Annotated in this window: 16 protein-coding genes; 6 read left to right on the top strand and 10 right to left on the bottom strand. The window is 66.1% G+C overall.

Annotated elements, in window-relative coordinates:
* Positions 1 to 3: 3 nt before the first annotated feature.
* The 3 genes from BKG76_RS16990 to BKG76_RS17000 form a co-directional block, all read right to left on the bottom strand.
* Complete coding sequence (locus tag BKG76_RS16990) at positions 4 to 1,347, bottom strand: primosomal protein (protein WP_070938634.1); 1,344 nt, start codon at positions 1,345 to 1,347, stop codon at positions 4 to 6.
* 85 nt (positions 1,348 to 1,432) lie between these two features.
* Positions 1,433 to 2,431 (bottom strand): GAF domain-containing protein, encoded by a 999-nt coding sequence (locus BKG76_RS16995; protein ID WP_070938635.1) that lies wholly within the window; start codon positions 2,429 to 2,431, stop codon positions 1,433 to 1,435.
* A 62-nt stretch (positions 2,432 to 2,493) separates the two neighbouring features.
* Positions 2,494 to 3,468, bottom strand: coding sequence for a GAF domain-containing protein (locus BKG76_RS17000; RefSeq protein ID WP_070938636.1), 975 nt, complete (start codon positions 3,466 to 3,468; stop codon positions 2,494 to 2,496).
* Positions 3,469 to 3,788: 320 nt separating this feature from the next.
* Here BKG76_RS17000 and BKG76_RS17005 point away from each other — a divergent pair, with 320 nt between their 5' ends.
* Complete coding sequence (locus tag BKG76_RS17005) at positions 3,789 to 4,532, top strand: FkbM family methyltransferase (RefSeq protein WP_070938637.1); 744 nt, start codon at positions 3,789 to 3,791, stop codon at positions 4,530 to 4,532.
* 11 nt (positions 4,533 to 4,543) lie between these two features.
* Here BKG76_RS17005 and BKG76_RS17010 read toward each other — a convergent pair whose 3' ends face one another.
* Genes BKG76_RS17010 through BKG76_RS17025 form a run of 4 tightly spaced genes read right to left on the bottom strand, consistent with a single transcriptional unit; the run spans position 4,544 to position 6,897 of the window.
* Positions 4,544 to 4,885, bottom strand: a complete 342-nt coding sequence (locus tag BKG76_RS17010; RefSeq protein WP_070938638.1) for a YbaB/EbfC family nucleoid-associated protein — start codon at positions 4,883 to 4,885, stop codon at positions 4,544 to 4,546.
* Positions 4,885 to 5,238: a hypothetical protein gene (locus BKG76_RS17015; RefSeq protein WP_206676939.1), complete on the bottom strand. Its 354-nt coding sequence runs from the start codon at positions 5,236 to 5,238 to the stop codon at positions 4,885 to 4,887. Before BKG76_RS17015 ends, BKG76_RS17010 begins: the two co-directional genes overlap by 1 nt.
* Positions 5,213 to 6,568, bottom strand: coding sequence for a C40 family peptidase (locus tag BKG76_RS17020; RefSeq protein WP_070938640.1), 1,356 nt, complete (start codon positions 6,566 to 6,568; stop codon positions 5,213 to 5,215). Before BKG76_RS17020 ends, BKG76_RS17015 begins: the two co-directional genes overlap by 26 nt.
* A gap of 2 nt (positions 6,569 to 6,570) precedes the next feature.
* On the bottom strand, positions 6,571 to 6,897 hold the full coding sequence (locus BKG76_RS17025) for a hypothetical protein (protein ID WP_070938641.1): 327 nt from the start codon (positions 6,895 to 6,897) through the stop codon (positions 6,571 to 6,573).
* A gap of 280 nt (positions 6,898 to 7,177) precedes the next feature.
* Between BKG76_RS17025 and upp the strand changes: the two genes are divergently transcribed.
* Entirely contained in the window at positions 7,178 to 7,819 is a 642-nt protein-coding gene (upp, locus tag BKG76_RS17030) for a uracil phosphoribosyltransferase (RefSeq protein ID WP_070938642.1), read from the top strand.
* An 11-nt stretch (positions 7,820 to 7,830) separates the two neighbouring features.
* Here upp and BKG76_RS17035 read toward each other — a convergent pair whose 3' ends face one another.
* Complete coding sequence (locus tag BKG76_RS17035) at positions 7,831 to 9,453, bottom strand: phospho-sugar mutase (RefSeq protein WP_070938643.1); 1,623 nt, start codon at positions 9,451 to 9,453, stop codon at positions 7,831 to 7,833.
* Positions 9,450 to 10,328: a purine-nucleoside phosphorylase gene (locus tag BKG76_RS17040; RefSeq protein ID WP_109420777.1), complete on the bottom strand. Its 879-nt coding sequence runs from the start codon at positions 10,326 to 10,328 to the stop codon at positions 9,450 to 9,452. Before BKG76_RS17040 ends, BKG76_RS17035 begins: the two co-directional genes overlap by 4 nt.
* 36 nt (positions 10,329 to 10,364) lie before the next feature.
* Here BKG76_RS17040 and BKG76_RS17045 point away from each other — a divergent pair, with 36 nt between their 5' ends.
* Positions 10,365 to 11,570, top strand: a complete 1,206-nt coding sequence (locus tag BKG76_RS17045) for a M20 family metallopeptidase (protein ID WP_070938644.1) — start codon at positions 10,365 to 10,367, stop codon at positions 11,568 to 11,570.
* Complete coding sequence (locus BKG76_RS17050) at positions 11,567 to 12,739, top strand: M20 family metallopeptidase (protein WP_070938645.1); 1,173 nt, start codon at positions 11,567 to 11,569, stop codon at positions 12,737 to 12,739. The genes BKG76_RS17045 and BKG76_RS17050 overlap by 4 nt, the downstream gene beginning before the upstream one ends.
* Positions 12,740 to 12,747: 8 nt before the next feature.
* Here BKG76_RS17050 and BKG76_RS17055 read toward each other — a convergent pair whose 3' ends face one another.
* Positions 12,748 to 13,224, bottom strand: coding sequence for a gamma-glutamylcyclotransferase (locus BKG76_RS17055; RefSeq protein WP_070938646.1), 477 nt, complete (start codon positions 13,222 to 13,224; stop codon positions 12,748 to 12,750).
* Positions 13,225 to 13,330: 106 nt separating this feature from the next.
* On the opposite strand from BKG76_RS17055, the gene BKG76_RS17060 reads away from it, so the two are divergent.
* Together BKG76_RS17060 and BKG76_RS17065 are read left to right on the top strand one after the other, a co-directional pair.
* Positions 13,331 to 14,746, top strand: coding sequence for an NAD(P)H-quinone dehydrogenase (locus BKG76_RS17060; RefSeq protein ID WP_070938647.1), 1,416 nt, complete (start codon positions 13,331 to 13,333; stop codon positions 14,744 to 14,746).
* Positions 14,747 to 14,863: 117 nt separating this feature from the next.
* The gene (locus tag BKG76_RS17065) at positions 14,864 to 16,633 is read left to right on the top strand and encodes a glycerol-3-phosphate dehydrogenase/oxidase (protein ID WP_070938648.1); all 1,770 of its coding nucleotides are present in this window, start codon (positions 14,864 to 14,866) and stop codon (positions 16,631 to 16,633) included.
* The last annotated feature ends 2 nt before the right edge of the window (positions 16,634 to 16,635 follow it).

Raw genomic sequence — 16,635 nt, forward strand, 5'->3', positions numbered from 1 at the left:
GCGCTATTCGCGCCGCAGCCGTGCTTCCATCGCGCGCTCCAGGGTCCGCCAACGGTCGGCGGCGTCCGCGAACGGGCCCTTCGGCTCATCGTGCTTCTCCGGCTCGAGCAGATGCCCGACCAGCTTGCCCAGCGGGGTGTCGCTGTCCAGCTCGGCGTCGACACTGTCGTCCTCGGAGTATTCGGCGACATCGGTGAGCAGCTCGACGGCCAGCTCAAGCTGATCCCGGTCCACCTCGTCGACGCCGTCCTCCAGATCGTCGGCGAGCCCGGTGAACACGTAGATGTTGTCGTCGGTGATGTCGATCCGCAGCGAGCCGTCGGTGGCGGCGGTGCGGATGTCGTCGTAGGTGCTCAGGTCGGACAGATCGTGATCGTGCTCGTCGGCGAGATACCGGGCCAGCGCGCGCTCGGAGCCGAACACGCTGATTCTTCCGTTGCGCCCCAAGAAGATCGGCTCGTCGTTGAGGTAGCAGCGCAGCGTGTAGAACGTTCCGGAGTTGGTGATCATCTGGATCGGGTCGATACCGACTTCCAGCCAGAAATCCTCGTCACCGCCGAGGATCAGGTCCTCGCCCTCGACGTCGTCATCCTCGGCTTCTTCGTCCGCGTCCTCATCGGCATCGTCGGTCTCGTCCTCGGCGCTGTCAGCGTCGTCCGAGCTCTTTGCGTCCGAGTCGGCTTCCTCGTCGAGAAGATCCAGATCGTCGTCATCCTCGAGGTCGTCCTCGTTGTCGACGGCATTCTCGGCGGCAGCAAGCAGCTCGGCGTCCGCGGCCGCCGAGAGCTCCTCATCGACGTCGGGTGTTGCGGCGATTTCGTCAATGGCATCGACCACGGAGTCCCACGACTTGCCGACGATGGCACCGATCTGGTTCCAGCGCTTCAATCCGTCTTTACCCGTGAAGCTTTCGGCCCCGCCGGACAGCGTGCCCAGTACCGGGTTGCCATTGATGAGCTTGTTGATGGGTGCCAGCTCGCAGACCGCGCCAATGGAGGCGACGATGGCCAGCGTGGCGCGCAGTGTGTCGACAGCGTCCTCGGTGGGCTTGTCGGCAACCAGCTCCGGCACGCCGATCAAGTCGTAGCGGTTGTCGTCGTCTGGCTCCAGCTCGTCGGCCGACAATGCCCCCAGCGTGGACCATGCCGGGTGATCGACCAGGTCGTTGTCATTGTCGGTTCGCACGAAAGCCACCAGATCGGCCACCGACTCGAACACGTACAGATCGTCGTCCTTGCCCAGAAACGCTTCCCATTCGTCTCCGGCGTCGCGCCACCGCGGGGCCCACAAGGTGACCACGTCACCTTCGGTGAGCCCGAGTTCGATGGGAACGATGTCAGCAGCCATGCGGCAAGCCTAGCCAGAAGGTGCGGCGCGAGGGAAAGACCCACCGCCAGAGTCGACGTGACCGCGGCAACACGCGCCGGCCGGCCTACTGCTCGATGTCCGCTGCCGGTGCGGCGGTGAGGGTGACCAGTCCCGCAAAAGCGTTGTCGTGCAAAGCGAATTTCGTCGCAGAGACATGCACCCGCAGCCAACCGCCGGAGATGGCCCGCAGCCGCAGCACCCCGGTGGTTGCGCCCGCTCGCAGCTCGTCCCGCATGTTCCGCGCCACTGCTTCGTCGTCGGGGTGGATGTTCTCGGGCCGATCCGGGTCGTAACGCCAGGCCAGGTCCGGGAATGGCGCGTCGATCCACTTGAGGACGGCGAAGGTGTCGACATTGAGCAGCATCCGGTGCACGCCGGGGGTGGCGACCGCATCGAGGATCTGCTGCGCCAACCCCACCCGGGGCTCGGCCGGCCGGTTCTCCACCCGGGTGCACACGATCCTGTTGATGCGCGCCACGGCCCCCGCCGGATCTATTTCCTTGGATGCCCGTCCGGCGTAGTGAACTTGGAGGGTGTGCCCTTGATGGTCGGCGGCCAGGCAGGTTCCGCAGAACGTCGAATCAAGCTCAGGGTTCACGACGTGCGCCATCAATTCGGCGTTGCGCGGACTCGGTAGGACGGGCGCGAGACCTTCGGCGATGGCCTGCCTCTCGGACCTGTTCTGCGGATCGAAACCCATCACCTCGAAATACTCCGCGGTCAGCGTTGTCAGCGACGTATCAAGATCGCCCAGGCATGCCCCGGCGATGGGTCGCGGCGGCGGCTCGATATCCGCCGGCCCGAACCACACCTGAACGCCGTGGACGTTCACCTTCCCCATGGAAATCGGGTGCACGCGCACCACGCGGTCCCGCGCGGGTGTGAAGGCCACCGTGAGCTCGCCCGTGCGGCGGCAGTCGGCGATCGCGGTCTCAATGAGGGGGCGGTGCCGGTTGCGGCGCAGCACCGATTCGAGCGGCGCCATGTTGCGCGCCTGCAATCCGACGGCTATGACCGTGGGTTCATCGCCCAGGGTCTCTAGCAGCATCCAATCGCGTGACATGCGCGGATGTTAGCAATGTGGGGTGATGCCGCGCGGCCCGATTCCGGTCTGGGTCGAGAAGGTTAGCGACGCCGGTGGGTGACCAGCGCGACGGTCGCATCCTCGTTGAGCCGCACCACCTGGGTGGAGCAGTGCAGCGATTCCCAGCTGTCGTCGTGGCACCGGAATCTGATCACCGCTTCGGTGACGCCGAACAGGGAGTTGTCGATCATGAAGTTCAGATTCGCCTCGTCGTCCGGGTGAACCTTGGGCCGGCCCTGCGGGTCGAATTCCCAATGCCATTCCGGCGCAGGCGGATCAATCCACTTGATCAATGTGCGCGACGCGATCATGACCAGCGCGCGATATGCGCCCGGTTCGGCGGCGGCCTCGAGGACCTGCTGTTCCAGTAGCGGAACCGGTGGTGCGGGTCGGCCCACCCGCAGATTGATCGCGCGCCCCAGACGCTGGGGGATGCCCTCGCTGTTGGGTTCTAAAACAAGTCGGCTTGCGAAGTGGCACAACGTGGGATTGCCGTGGCTGTCCACTCCGGGCCAGGTGGCGCTATAGGTCATGCCGGCAGTGGCGGTCACGATGAGCCCGAGGACGTCGGTTTCGCCGGGATTGGGCGACAGGTAGCGGTAGAGCTCGGGCATGCTGATTTCGGCGTGCGGTTCACCCGCGGCCATCCCCATGGCCAGGGCGGCGCCGTCGCTCATGTGCAGGACGCCGGTATCGGCGTTGAGGACCACCGCACCGCCCTCGGCGGGCGGGTCGGCGGGTGGCGGTGTGGAGCCGGTCCACAGCCACACTCCGTGCACCCGGCCGTCGGGCATGGCGACCGGACGGATATCGATCACCGAGTCCGAATCGGGGAGACCGATGGTGGCGGCTTTGTTTGCCTTTGTCGCGGCGGTGATAACCCGGCGAAGCAGACCGAGATTTCGATTGCGGCGAAGGAACGTGCCGAGGGGAACCATGTTCCGCGGCTGATTGCCGGAGGCGATGACAGTTGGCTGTTCGCCGAGTGTTTCCAGGAGAAGCCACTCGCGCGCCACATGCGGATGTTATCAGCGGGGCGTGCGTGGCAGTCGATCAACGGCCGGTGTGGGGGCAATGCGGCGAGTATTCCAAAAGGGTTGCGAAGAGCAGGTCAGACGCGATATTTTCGGCTCGCTCCCGCGATCGGCGGGCTAAGTACGGATCCTGTGTCTTCGGGCCGTGCCCGCAGCGTCGATGAGTTGTGCCCGTCGGTCACGTGGCCGCGGACGAAGTTCATCACATTGGTCGCCGCGAGCACCTACCGGTGCAGATACGAGGGGTCGGTAGGTGTGACGGCGACAGTAAATGTCGATGGCGCTACTGTGCCCACGTGGGCATGCCGGCGCTGAGATTGGCGCAAACCTATCTGCCGTTCCTGCGGCCGCTCAAATTTGGCGCGTACAACATGGGTACTCGCCTGTTCGGATGGCGCGTCGACCCGGAGTTCCACCTGTTGAGCCGGGTGGGGCCGATATCGGAAGCGATCGATATCGGAGGCAACTGGGGCCAGAGTATTTGTGCGCTACAACGGGCGGTGTCACCGCGGCGGATCGTGAGTTTTGAGCCGAATGCTGTTCTGGCCCAGCGACTTAAGCGCAGATACGAAAGCGCGGCCGTGCAGGTGCATGCCTGCGGGCTCTCCGATGCGGACGGGACCTTTGATCTCTTCATTCCCCGATACCGCAATTTCGTGTACGACGGTTTGGCCTCGCTCGATGAGAATGAGGCGCGCGGTTGGCTCAACCCCGAGACGATGGCGCGATTCGACGAATCCAAACTGACGATCGAGCGCCATCCGGTGCAGGTCCGCCGGCTGGATGACTTCGGCCTGAACCCCCAGGCGATCAAGATCGATGTGCAGGGGATGGAGGCGGCGGTGATTCGCGGTGGGCTCGCGACCATCACGGCCTCGCGGCCCGTGATGATCGTCGAGACGCCCTCCGACGAAGTGGTGTCGCTGTTGGAGCAGGCGGAGTTGAAACCCTATGCCTACCGAGATGGTCGGCTCAGCCATGGCTGGCGTGACGCCGAAAACACCGTGTTCCTTACCGATTCACATCGGCACCGTGCGGGGCTGTAGCCCGAAATCGGTTACGGCTGCGGGTTCTTGAGATCCACCATCAGTTGGGCGAACACTCGCTCACGATGATCAAAGGCTTGGCCCGCGGCCGCTGCGGCGGTGGCCACCACGATCTGTCCGACGATCTTGGGCGACAGCTTGGTGACCGAGTCGTCGAGCTTCAGATTGGTCAGGGCGCCATTGCCATTGGCTTCCGCCTCGACATGCCCTTGCGCCGAACGTGCCCACCCGCGAAGGTCCTTCAGCTCCTCCACCGCGCCGTTGAGGATATGGCCGCCGGCGCGGGCCTTCGCCATGGTCTCCTGATACTGCTGTTCGAGTGCCTTGAAGAAGTTGAGGTCTGGCTCCGTCATCAGGATCTCCGTTCCATCTGCTCTTCGGATTGGCGCAGTTCAAGGTCGGCAACCTGGGCGGGTGTCGCCAGCCCCAGCTTGTCCAGGATGTATTCCGGGATGCCGGTTTCGGCGAGTTCTTCGCGGCGGGCCGCTCCGCAGCGCGCGGCACCGAGTTGACACAGGTTCATGATCTCCCGTGCCAGTGCCGACGCGCCGCGGTTGAGCATGTCCGGTTCGACCTGAACCTCAAGCGGCAGACCGAATTCCGATACCTTGACCCGCAGCGTGTGAGCACGATTCGTCATGTCGATGCTCGCACGCGGCTCGGGCCGCGGCACTCCCGAACTAGGAAGTGGGTCGGAAGAATCCATGGAATCCCTGCCCGGCGTTGGTGGTGCGGATCGGCGAGATCTGTACCGGGTCACCGGCCTCCACCATCATGCCGTTGCCGATCACCATGGCGACGTGGCCATCCCACACCGCCAGGTCACCGGGCATGACTGATCCCTGATCGACGTGGATACCGACACCCTGTTCCTGGGCGAGCCGGGGGATGTTGACGCCGGACTCTCCGTAGGCCCACTGGGTCAAGCCACTGCAGTCCAGGCCGACGCCCGGCTTGGTGCCACCCCACTCGTAGGGCACACCCACCTGGCTGAGCGCCTTGCGCACTGCCTCGGCAGCTGCGGCGTTCGGTGCTTGGCTGGTGCTGCCATCCGGGAGGAACAGCTGCGCGCCCTTGCCCATGCTGCGCGGGTCGAGCAGCATCTTGGCCGCGCCGGCGTTCGAGCTACCCAATCCGCTGGAGCTACCGCCGGCAGTGCTGGAGGCGTGGCCGCCACCCGCACCGAACGGGTTGGCGAGGGCACCCGCGGCGATGCCGCTCATGCCGGAGCCGCCCGCCAGCGCGCTGGCAGCACCGCTGCCGCCGCCACCGCTGAACATGCCGGTGAGGGCCTGCGGGATCTGACCGAGGCCCTGCCCCATGGAGCTCATGGTTTGGGTGACGCCACTCGCGACGCCGGACAAAGCCTGGGTGCCGGCCTGCAGGCCGCCCTGCATGGCCGACATCGCGGGCTGGGTGGCTCCAGACGCGGGGGTGGCGGGGTTGCCCATGTCGGCACCCGCCATACCTGTCAGCTCACCGGCCTGTCCGGTGAGCTCACCCTCGAGCGTCGCGGTGTACGCCGAGACCTTGGTGGCGCACTCGGATGCCGCTTGGGCGAGCTCGGCAGCAGCGGGAGGGAAAATGCCGATCAGCGGCGTCAGTGCCTCGGAGGTGTGCTGGAACTGCTGCAGGGCCTCCGTGATCAGGGCGCTGGCGCGGCCGGTGGACTCGGATGCCTGTCCGACATTGGCGCCCATGGCGCCGCTACGGGTGGCCATGCTGCTCAGCGCCTGGCCGGCCATGCCGGCGAACTGCCCCAGAGCCTGAGCCGCCGCACCGGCGAAGGAGCCGATGAGCTGGCTTCCCGCCTGCATGCCCTGCTGCATGACCTGCTGCATGACCTGCATGCCGCCCTCCAGCATCTTGCTGGGGTCCTGGCCCTCTTTGAACTGGCCGTTACCGACAGTGCCTGCCATGTCTAAAGCCGGCCCGATCAGCCCCGCGGAGAAGGGGTTGTTCTCGAAGCTCGGGTAGTTGGTGTTGGTCGCCGAGGACAGCTCGTGGCTGCTGCTCAATGGTGTGGTGTCAACCATGATCAGGCCTCGATTCCTTCAGTAGTGGCGGTAAAGCCCTGGCTGAAGTGGTCTTCCGTGTTGTCGTAGTCATTGCTACCGACTGTGGTGCTGACGCCGGACTCGGTGACGCCCATTGCCAGCTGACCGACGTCCAGCCCTTGCTTGGCGGAGGTTGCGGCGAATGCACCCAGGTACTGGGCGCCAATCGGACCGAAGATCGGCGCCAGTGCGGCGACCGGAAAGATACTGACTGCGGTGCCCACCGCCGCGAGCGTTCCGCCCATGCCCATCTGCACGCCGGCAACGCCGCGCAACATGTCTGTATTGGCCGACAATTCCTCTGCCATGTCCCCTCCATCTCCTCGGTGGTTCGGCTACCGCCTGTTTTCGGGCAGTTTTCGCCTTGTACTTAGATACGACGGGGGTGGTCGCGATTCGGTTCCATCTTTCTCAAAATTTTTGAAAGATTTTTTGGCAACCTGGCCACCCCGTCGTATTACCTGCTCAGCATAGCTTGTTGAGCTTTGCTGGAAACAATATCGGCGTATGTGCCTGCCGAGGGGCCCCGGTGATGCCCATCACACTCGAGATCGCCGGGATCGATGCTTGCTGCTTTAGGGTCGGTCCATGCATGTGCACGTAGTCGAGCATCCGCTGGCCGCGGCCCGGTTGACCAGCCTCCGCGATGCCCGTACCGACAATGCGGCATTCCGGGCTGCGCTGAGGGATCTGACACTGATGCTCGTCTACGAGGCCACCAGTTCGGCGCCGGTGGAGTCGTTGACGGTGCGCACGCCGGTAGCGGAGACGACGGGATACCGGTTGGCCAATCCACCGTTGCTGGTGCCGGTTCTTCGGGCGGGTCTGGGCATGGTGGATCAGGCCCATGCCCTCATCCCTGAGGCGCGCGTCGGATTCGTCGGGATGGCGCGCGATGAGGAGACCTGGCAACCCACCCCGTACTTGGAATCGCTTCCCGCGGATCTGTCGACACAGCCGGTGTTCGTGCTGGATCCGATGCTTGCCACTGGGGGGTCGATGGTGCACACGCTCGATCTGCTGCACGCGCGAGGTGCCGCCGACATCACCATGTTGTGCGTGGTCGCGGCGCCGCAGGGGGTCGCGGCGGTTCAGGAGTGCGCCACACGCTTCGGTCCGTCCACGTCCGTCCGGCTGTTCACTGCCACCATCGACGAGGGCCTCAACGAGGTCGCGTACATCGTGCCCGGCCTGGGTGATGCGGGTGATCGGCAGTTCGGGCCCAGATAGCGCCGGCCGAGCTAGATGTTGCGGGCGTACGCCTCCAACTCGGAGACCACCACGCCCGCCCAGATCCGCGCGACGGTGGGATCGGTGATGACGGGCTCACGGACCTCGATGTAGCACTTGACCTTTGGTTCGGTTCCCGACGGGCGCATCACCAGCCGGATGGATGACCCGCCGATTTCGCCGGACAGGATCACCGCATCGGTGCGTTCCTGCCCGCGCCGTTCCAGCAGATCCTCCGCGGTGACCGGGAACCCGGACAGAGCGGAGGGGATGTTCTGGCGCAGTCGGGTCATCATCGCCGTGATCTCGTCGAGCGAGTCCATGCGCCGCGACACCTGCGAGGTCACGTGGATGCCGTGCCTGATCGCCAGATTCTCGAGCTTCTCCTCCGCGCTGGTACCCAGCTCGCGAAGGTGTGTCACCAGGTCGCAGGCGAGTACCGCCGCGGAGATGCCGTCCTTGTCGCGTACCGCCGCCGGATCGACGCAGTGCCCGATGGCTTCCTCGTAGGCGTAGACCAGGTCGAAATCCGCCGCCCGGGCAAGCCACTTGAATCCGGTGAGGGTTTCCACGTACCGAGCGCCGAGCGATGCCGCGATCCGCGAGAGCAGGCGAGAGGACACCACCGTGCTGGCCACTACCGGCGGAGTGGATGAATGCGGCTGCGTCGAGAGAATGTAGTCGCCCAGCAGCCAGCCGGTTTCATCCCCGGACAGCATCCGCCAACCGGTGGTGGTGGGGATTCCGATGGCGCATCGATCGGCGTCTGGGTCGAGTGCGATGGCCAAATCGGCGTCGACCTCGGCGGCCCGGGCCAGCACCGCGTCGGAGGCTCCCGGTTCTTCCGGATTCGGAAACGCGACGGTGGGGAAGTCCGGATCCGGCTGGAACTGCTGGTCCACCACGTGGATGTCGGTGATGCCCGCGGCGTTCAGGGTGGCCAGGGCGGTGGGCCCGCCTACTCCGTGCAGTGCGGTGAGCGCGACGCGCAGGCCGCCGGAACCCCGGCGCACCGTCGCGGCACGTTGGATATAGGCATCCACCAGGGAGTCGTCGGCCGGAGCGACGGGGGTTCTCGGGATCTGATCGGCGAAAGGCGCCGTTGCCGTGGCTGATTCGATATCGCGGTCGGTGGGGGAGATGATCTGAGCCCCGCCGGACCAGTACACCTTGTAGCCGTTGTCGGCGGGAGGATTGTGCGATGCGGTGACCTGGATGCCGGCGGCCGCGTCGAGGTGCCGGACCGCGAACGCCAGCACCGGGGTCGGCAGCGGGCGGGGTAACAGCACGACCTTGAACCCTTCGGCGGCCAGGACTTCGGCAGCGCCCTGTGCGAACTTCTCGGATCCGTGTCGGGCATCGCGACCCACCACCACGGTTGACCCACCGAGGCATCGATCTTTGAGTACCTTGGCCACCCCGTAGGTGGTGCGCAGCACCACGGCCAGGTTCATTCCGTTCGGGCCGCCCCGGACCGGGCCGCGTAGGCCCGCCGTGCCGAACGCCAACGGTTCGGAGAAGCGCTGCGTGAGCTCGTCTTCGGAGCACGCGCGCAGCTCGGCCACGGTCTCGGGATCCGGGTCGTGGTCGATCCACTCCTGGATCGTGTGCGCCGCCAGCGGGGACTCCGTCATAACCGACCAATCACCGAGCGTAGAAGTTGGCCCATGCGAGTCGCCGACGCACGCCCGGCCGCCAGTACCTCCTCATGATTGAGGGACTCCCCGGTCATTCCGGCCGCGAGATTGGTCACCAGGGATACCCCCAGCACCTCGGCCCCGGCCGCCCGTGCCGCGATGGTTTCATGCACCGTCGACATGCCCACCAGATCCGCGCCCAACGTGCGCAGCATCCGGATCTCCGCGGGGGTCTCGTAATGCGGGCCCGGCAGACCCGCATACACACCCTCGGCGAGGCTGTCGTCGATCTCCCGGGCCAGTGCCCGTAACCGCGGTGAATACGCGTCGACAAGGTCGACGAACTGCGCCCCCACCAACGGCGAACGGGCCGTCAGGTTGAGGTGGTCGCTGATCAGTACCGGCTGACCCACCGTGTAATCCTCGCGTAGCCCGCCGGCTGCGTTGGTGAGAATGATCGTTTGCGCGCCGGCGGCGCAGGCCGTGCGCACCGGGTGGACGACGTGGCGCAGGTCGTGGCCCTCATAGGCATGGATCCTGCCCAGCAGGACCAGCATGCGCTCGCCACTCTCGCCGATGGCCACCGACAACACCGAGCCGCCGTGTCCGGCCGCGCTCGGTGGGCTGAATCCGGGGAGATCGGCCATCGGAATCGTGCTGGCGGGAGTTCCGAGCTCCTCGGCTGCCGGGGCCCAGCCCGATCCGAGAACCACCGCGACGCGGTGGGCGGCGACGCCGGTGCGGGCCGCGATTTCCGCGGCCGCGAGAGCCGCTGCGTTGTCCGGAGACTGAGGCTCATCGGTGTTGTCACCTCTTCGCGCAAGCCGCTCATCGGTGTTGTCGCCACTTCGCGCAAGCCGCTCATCGGTCACAGCTACGGAGCCTAACCATGATGGGATACTCATCTAATGCCGTTGACCACCGGAGCGTCGTCCGCCCCGCATGCCCAGACCGCCAGCGCGGCCGTGGATGCCGCGGCGACAGATCTGGTCGCGCTGTCCCATGACATTCATTCCGAGCCCGAGCTGGCGTTCCATGAGGTTCGCAGCGCCCTGAAAACGCAGCGGCTACTCGCCGAGCGCGGATTCGAGATCGTCACCGGTCAGGGCGGTATGGACACCGCATTCCGTGCCACCTATGGGGATGGTCCGCTGGTTATCGGAGTGTGCGCCGAGTACGACGCGCTGCCCGGGATCGGCCATGCGTGCGGGCACAACATCATCGCGGCCTCTGCCGTGGGCACCGGGTTGGGTCTGGCCGAAGTCGCCGACGCCCTCGGACTCACCGTGGTGGTTGTCGGTACCCCGGCCGAGGAGTACGGCGGCGGCAAGGCACTGCTCCTCAAGGCCGGCGCCTTCGACGACATCGCAGCCGCGGTAATGCTGCATCCCGGGCCGATCGACATCGCGGGGGCGCGGTCCCTCGCGCTGACCGATGTGATGGTCACGTACCACGGCAAGGAGTCGCATGCCGCGGTCGCGCCGCACCTGGGCATCAACGCCGCGGACGCGGTCACCGTCGCCCAGGTCTCGATCGGTCTGCTGCGTCAGCACCTATCACCCGGGCAGCTGATTCACGGCATCGTCACCGAGGGTGGTGAGGCGGCCAACATCATTCCGGGCCGGGCCGCGATGCAGTACACGATGCGTGCTGTCGAGACGGCATCCCTGCGCGAGCTGGAGGAGAAGGTCTACGCCTGCTTCGCCGCGGGCGCCTTGGCGACAGGTTGCAGTCACGAACTCGTCGAATCCTCGCCCCCCTATCTGGAGCTGACGCCGGATCCCTGGCTGGTGGAGGTGTTCCGCGAGGAGATGGAATCCTTCGGCCGCGCGCCGGTGCCCGCCGAGTTCGAGGCCGCGGTGCCGCTGGGCAGCACCGATATGGGCAACGTGACGCAGGTGCTGCCCGGTATCCACCCGGTGATCGGTATCGATTCGGGCGGGGCGGTCATCCATCAACCCGATTTCGAAAAAGCGGCCAGGGAGCCGGGTGCCGACCGGGCGGTGGTTGAAGGAGCGAAGATGCTGGCGCGCACGGTGATTCGGCTTGCCGAGAACGAGGCCGAGCGATCTAGGGTGCTGGATCGACTGGCACGCAGGACGGTGACGGTATGAGTGAATCCCTGTCTGCCGTAGCGCAGCGATGGCTTGCGGAGAACACAGACTCGCTGGTGCGCTGGCGCCGTCACATCCACGCCCATCCCGAATTGGCACGCCAGGAGCACGCCACCACCGAATACGTGGCCGCACGTCTGGCCGAGGCCGGGCTCAATCCGAAGGTCTTGCCCGGCGGCACCGGCGTCACCTGCGATTTCGGGCCCGAGGACGGGCCGCGGGTGGCACTGCGGGCCGATATGGACGCTCTGCCGATGCAGGAGCGCACCGGCGCGGCCTACTCCTCGACGGTGCCGAACGTCGCGCATGCCTGTGGGCACGACGCACACACCGCGATCCTGCTGGGCGCGGCCATGGCGCTCAATTCGGCGCCGTCGCTGCCCTCCGGGGTGCGCCTGATCTTCCAGCCCGCCGAGGAGGTCATGCCCGGCGGTGCCATTGACGTGGTGGCCACCGGGGCCATGGCGGGCATTACGAGAATCTTTGCGCTGCACTGTGATCCACGGCTCGAGGTGGGCAAGGTGGCGATCCGCGCCGGTGCGATCACCTCGGCGGCGGACACCGTTGAAATCACGCTGCATTCCCCGGGAGGGCACACCTCGCGGCCGCATCTGACGGCCGACCTGGTGTACGGACTCGGCACCGTCATCACTGGGTTACCGGGGGTGCTGAGCCGTCGGATCGATCCGCGAGCCGGCACCGTGATGGTGTGGGGTGCCGTCAACGCGGGTCAGGCCGCCAACGCCATTCCGCAGATCGGCTCGCTGGCGGGCACGGTGCGGACCGGTAGCCGTGATGTGTGGATCACGCTGGAGGACACCGTCCGCGACGTGATCGCGGGGCTGCTGGCGCCGCTGCGCATCGACTACACCCTCAACTATCGGCGCGGAGTTCCGCCCGTCATCAACGAGGCCGAATCCACGCATATCTTCGTGCGGTCCATTCAGGACATCGGGCTGGACGCGCTCGCCGAGACCACGCAATCCGGTGGCGGCGAGGACTTCTCCTGGTACCTGGAGGAGGTGCCCGGCGCGATGGCGCGACTGGGTGTCTGGTCGGGATCCGGGCCGCAGCTCGATATCCACCAGCCCAACTTCGATATCGACGAACGGGCCCTCGGCGTCGGCGTGCGGACGCTGGTCAACCTGGTGGAACAGAGCGCGGTCTAAAGCCCCGCCTAGCTCGTTCCCGGGCCGATGTTGCGCGAGGCGCGGGTGCGCAACCCGTGCACGTAATCGTCTGGGGCACCGGCAATTTCCGCGGCGTCGGCCATCACACCCAGGTATCGGGCGGACGGTAGGCCACCCTCGTAGGCGTTGACGACGTAGAGCCAGGCCAGTACCGGGTCGGTGTTGGTGTCGGAAGACTCACGATCGATCCGGCAACGGATCTTGGTGTGGATGCCGAGCTCGGATCCTTCCCAGCGATCGAGGTTCGTCTCGTCAGCACCGGTCATGTCGTAGAGCACCACGAAAACCTTCGAGTGGGGGTCCTGCACGACGGTCGCCAGCGCGCCTTCCCAGCCGATGTCTTCCCCGCCGAAGGTCAGCCGCCAGCCATGTAGCCAACCGGTGCCGGCCATGGGCGAGTGCGGCGCCCGCTGCAACATCTGTTCGGGATGCATGTTGGAGCCATAGGCGGCGTAGAGCGGCACGGGGGCAAGCCTAGTGGTCCTTGATCCATGGTGATGCGTCACTCGGGCTAAGAACCTGCGACCAGGATGGCAAGCCGGGCCCTGAGAGTGCTTGTAGGTTGTTTGCGTGGCTACGCGCATCGTGATCATTGGTGGAGGACCAGCGGGATACGAGGCGGCACTTGTGGCCGCGGCCCATGAGCGAAGCACCACCGAGGTGACGGTGATCGATTCGGACGGCATCGGCGGCGTCTGTGTGCTGTTCGACTGCGTGCCGTCCAAGACATTCATCGCCTCCACCGGTGTGCGCACCGACCTGCGGCGCGCGCCCAACCTGGGCTTTGACATCGACGTGGAGCACGCCAAGATTTCGCTGCCGCAGATTCACAGCCGCGTCAAGCGACTGGCCTCCGAGCAGTCGGCCGATATCGCCGAGCGGCTGCGCAATGCCGGGGTACGGCTGATCGCCGGGCGCGCCGAGCTGGTCGATCACGTGGTCGGGATGGCGTTCCATCGGATCAAGGCCACCACCCAGGACGGGACGAGCACCATCCTGGAAGCCGATGTGGTGCTCATCGCCACAGGTGCCAGCCCACGTGTTTTGCCCCACGCCCGCCCCGACGGCGAGCGCATTCTCACCTGGCGCCAGCTCTACGACCTGGAGGAGTTGCCCGAGCACCTCATCGTGGTGGGTTCGGGTGTGACGGGCGCTGAGTTCGTCCATGCGTACACCGAGCTGGGTGTCCAGGTCACGGTGGTGGCCAGCCGCGACCGCGTGCTGCCGCACGAAGACGAGGATGCCGCCCTGGTCTTGGAGGACACGCTGGCCGAACGCGGTGTGACGCTCGTCAAGAATGCGCGGGCCGACTCGGTGACGCGAACCGACACCGGTGTGCGGGTTTCCATGGCCGACGGCCGGGTGGTCGACGGCAGCCATGTGCTGATGACGGTCGGATCCGTGCCGAACACCACGGGCCTGGGCCTGGAGCGGGTCGGAATCACGCTCGGTCCTGGCGGCTATCTCACCGTCGACCGGGTGTCGCGCACCTCGGTGGCCGGTATCTACGCCGCGGGAGACTGCACGGGACTGCTGCCGCTGGCGTCTGTCGCCGCCATGCAGGGCCGCATCGCCATGTATCACGCACTCGGTGACGCGGTGCAACCCATCAGGCTGAAAACCGTTGCTGCTGCAGTCTTTACCCGTCCGGAGATCGCAGCCGTGGGAGTGTCACAGGCCGCCATCGACAACGGTGAGGTGCCGGCGCGGACGGTCACGCTGCCGCTACACACGAACCCGCGCGCCAAGATGTCCGGCCTGCGGCGTGGTTTCGTGAAGATCTTCTGCCGCCCGGCCACCGGCGTGGTGATCGGCGGTGTGGTGGTGGCCGCGAATGCCTCCGAGCTGATCCTGCCCATCGCCATCGCCGTGCAGAACCTGCTTTCGGTGAACGACCTGGCGCAAACGCTGTCGGTCTACCCGTCGCTATCGGGTTCGGTGACGGAGGCGGCGCGCCAGCTGATTGCCCACGACGACCTGGATTGACCGGCGGCGATGTGCGCCACGGCGGCGTACATCACTGACGGGAGCGCTACCGGCCGGTAACGTGGCTTTCTGGAAGGAACTCCGGGGCCCCAATAGTGGGCGTGGAAGGGAGCAGTCGTGAGTGACGCAACCAGCCCGTCGGGATCTCGCGGACCCACATACACGTTCCTTGGACCGCAGGCCCGTTCGCTGAACTGGGAACGCCTGGGATCTGAGCAGTTCGACGTCATCGTCATCGGCGGCGGTGTCGTCGGTGCCGGATCGGCCCTCGATGCCGCTACCCGCGGGCTGAAGGTGGCACTGGTGGAGGCGCGTGATTTCGCGGCCGGTACCTCGAGCCGTTCGTCGAAGATGTTTCACGGCGGCCTGCGCTACCTGGAGCAGCTTGAATTCGGACTGGTTCAGGAGGCGCTGCGCGAACGGGAGCTGTCGCTCTCGACACTGGCGCCGCATCTGGTCAAGCCGCTGCCGTTCCTGTTCCCGCTCACGAACCGCTGGTGGGAGCGCCCCTACATTGCCGCGGGGATCTTCCTCTACGACCAGATGGGCGGCGCGAAATCTGTTCCCGCCCAAAAACATCTGACCCGTGCTGGTGCGTTGCGTCTTGCGCCCGGGCTGAAGCGCAACTCGCTCATCGGCGGCATTCGCTATTACGACACCGTGGTGGACGACGCGCGCCACACCATGAACGTGGCCCGCACCGCGGCTCACTACGGTGCCGTGGTCAGGACGTCGACACAGGTGGTGTCCTTGTTGCGGGAAGGCGACCGGGTGGTCGGTGTGACCGTGCGGGACACCGAGAACGGCGCCGAAACAGAGGTTCGCGGGCATGTCGTCGTCAATGCCACCGGGGTGTGGACCGACGAGATTCAGGCGTTGTCGCGCACGCGTGGCCGGTTCCGGGTGACCGCATCCAAGGGTGTGCACATCGTGGTGCCGCGGGACCGGATTGTCAGCGAAGTGGCGATCATCCTGCGAACTGAGAAGTCGGTGCTGTTCGTGATTCCGTGGGGCAACCACTGGATCATCGGGACCACCGACACCGAGTGGAATCTCGATCTTGCGCACCCCGCGGCCACCAAGGTGGATATCGACTACATCCTGAACAAGGTGAACACGGTGCTGGCAACGCCGTTGACGCACAACGACATCGATGGGGTGTACGCGGGCCTGCGGCCGCTGCTGGCAGGCGAGGATGATGACACGTCCAAGCTTTCCCGCGAGCACGCCGTCGCGGTGGCGGCTCCGGGCCTGGTGGCTATCGCCGGTGGTAAGTACACGACCTATCGCGTGATGGCGGCCGATGCCATCGATATGGCAAGCGAATTCGTGCCGGCCCGGGTGGCGCCCTCCATCACCGAGAAGGTGCCGCTGCTGGGCGCCGACGGGTACTTCGCGCTGATCAACCAGACCGAGCATGTGGGGGAGACCTACGGCCTGCATCCGTACCGGGTGCGGCATCTGCTGGACCGGTATGGCTCGCTGATCGGTGAGGTGCTCGCCTGCGCGGGCTCCGATCACACCCTGTTGCAACCGATCACCAAGGCGCCGATGTATTTGAAGGTGGAGGCGCTCTACGCGGCGGTGGCCGAGGGCGCCCTGCATCTGGAGGACATTCTCGCCAGGCGTATGCGCATCGCCATCGAATACCCGCACCGCGGTGTCGACTGCGCCCAAGAGGTCGCCGAGCTGGTCGCTCCGGTACTCGGTTGGTCGGCAGAAGACATTGTGCGAGAAGTGGATACGTATCGGGCGCGGGTCGATGCGGAGGTGCGTTCGCAGCGCCAGCCCGATGATGCCTCGGCGGATGCCCTGCGGGTGGCAGCGCCCGAGGCGCGGTCGTACATCGTCGAACCGGTGACCGACGTATTATCGCCCTCCAAGTAAGA

The sequence above is a fragment of the Mycobacteroides franklinii genome (assembly GCF_001853795.1).
In the GTDB taxonomy this organism is placed as follows: domain Bacteria; phylum Actinomycetota; class Actinomycetes; order Mycobacteriales; family Mycobacteriaceae; genus Mycobacterium; species Mycobacterium franklinii.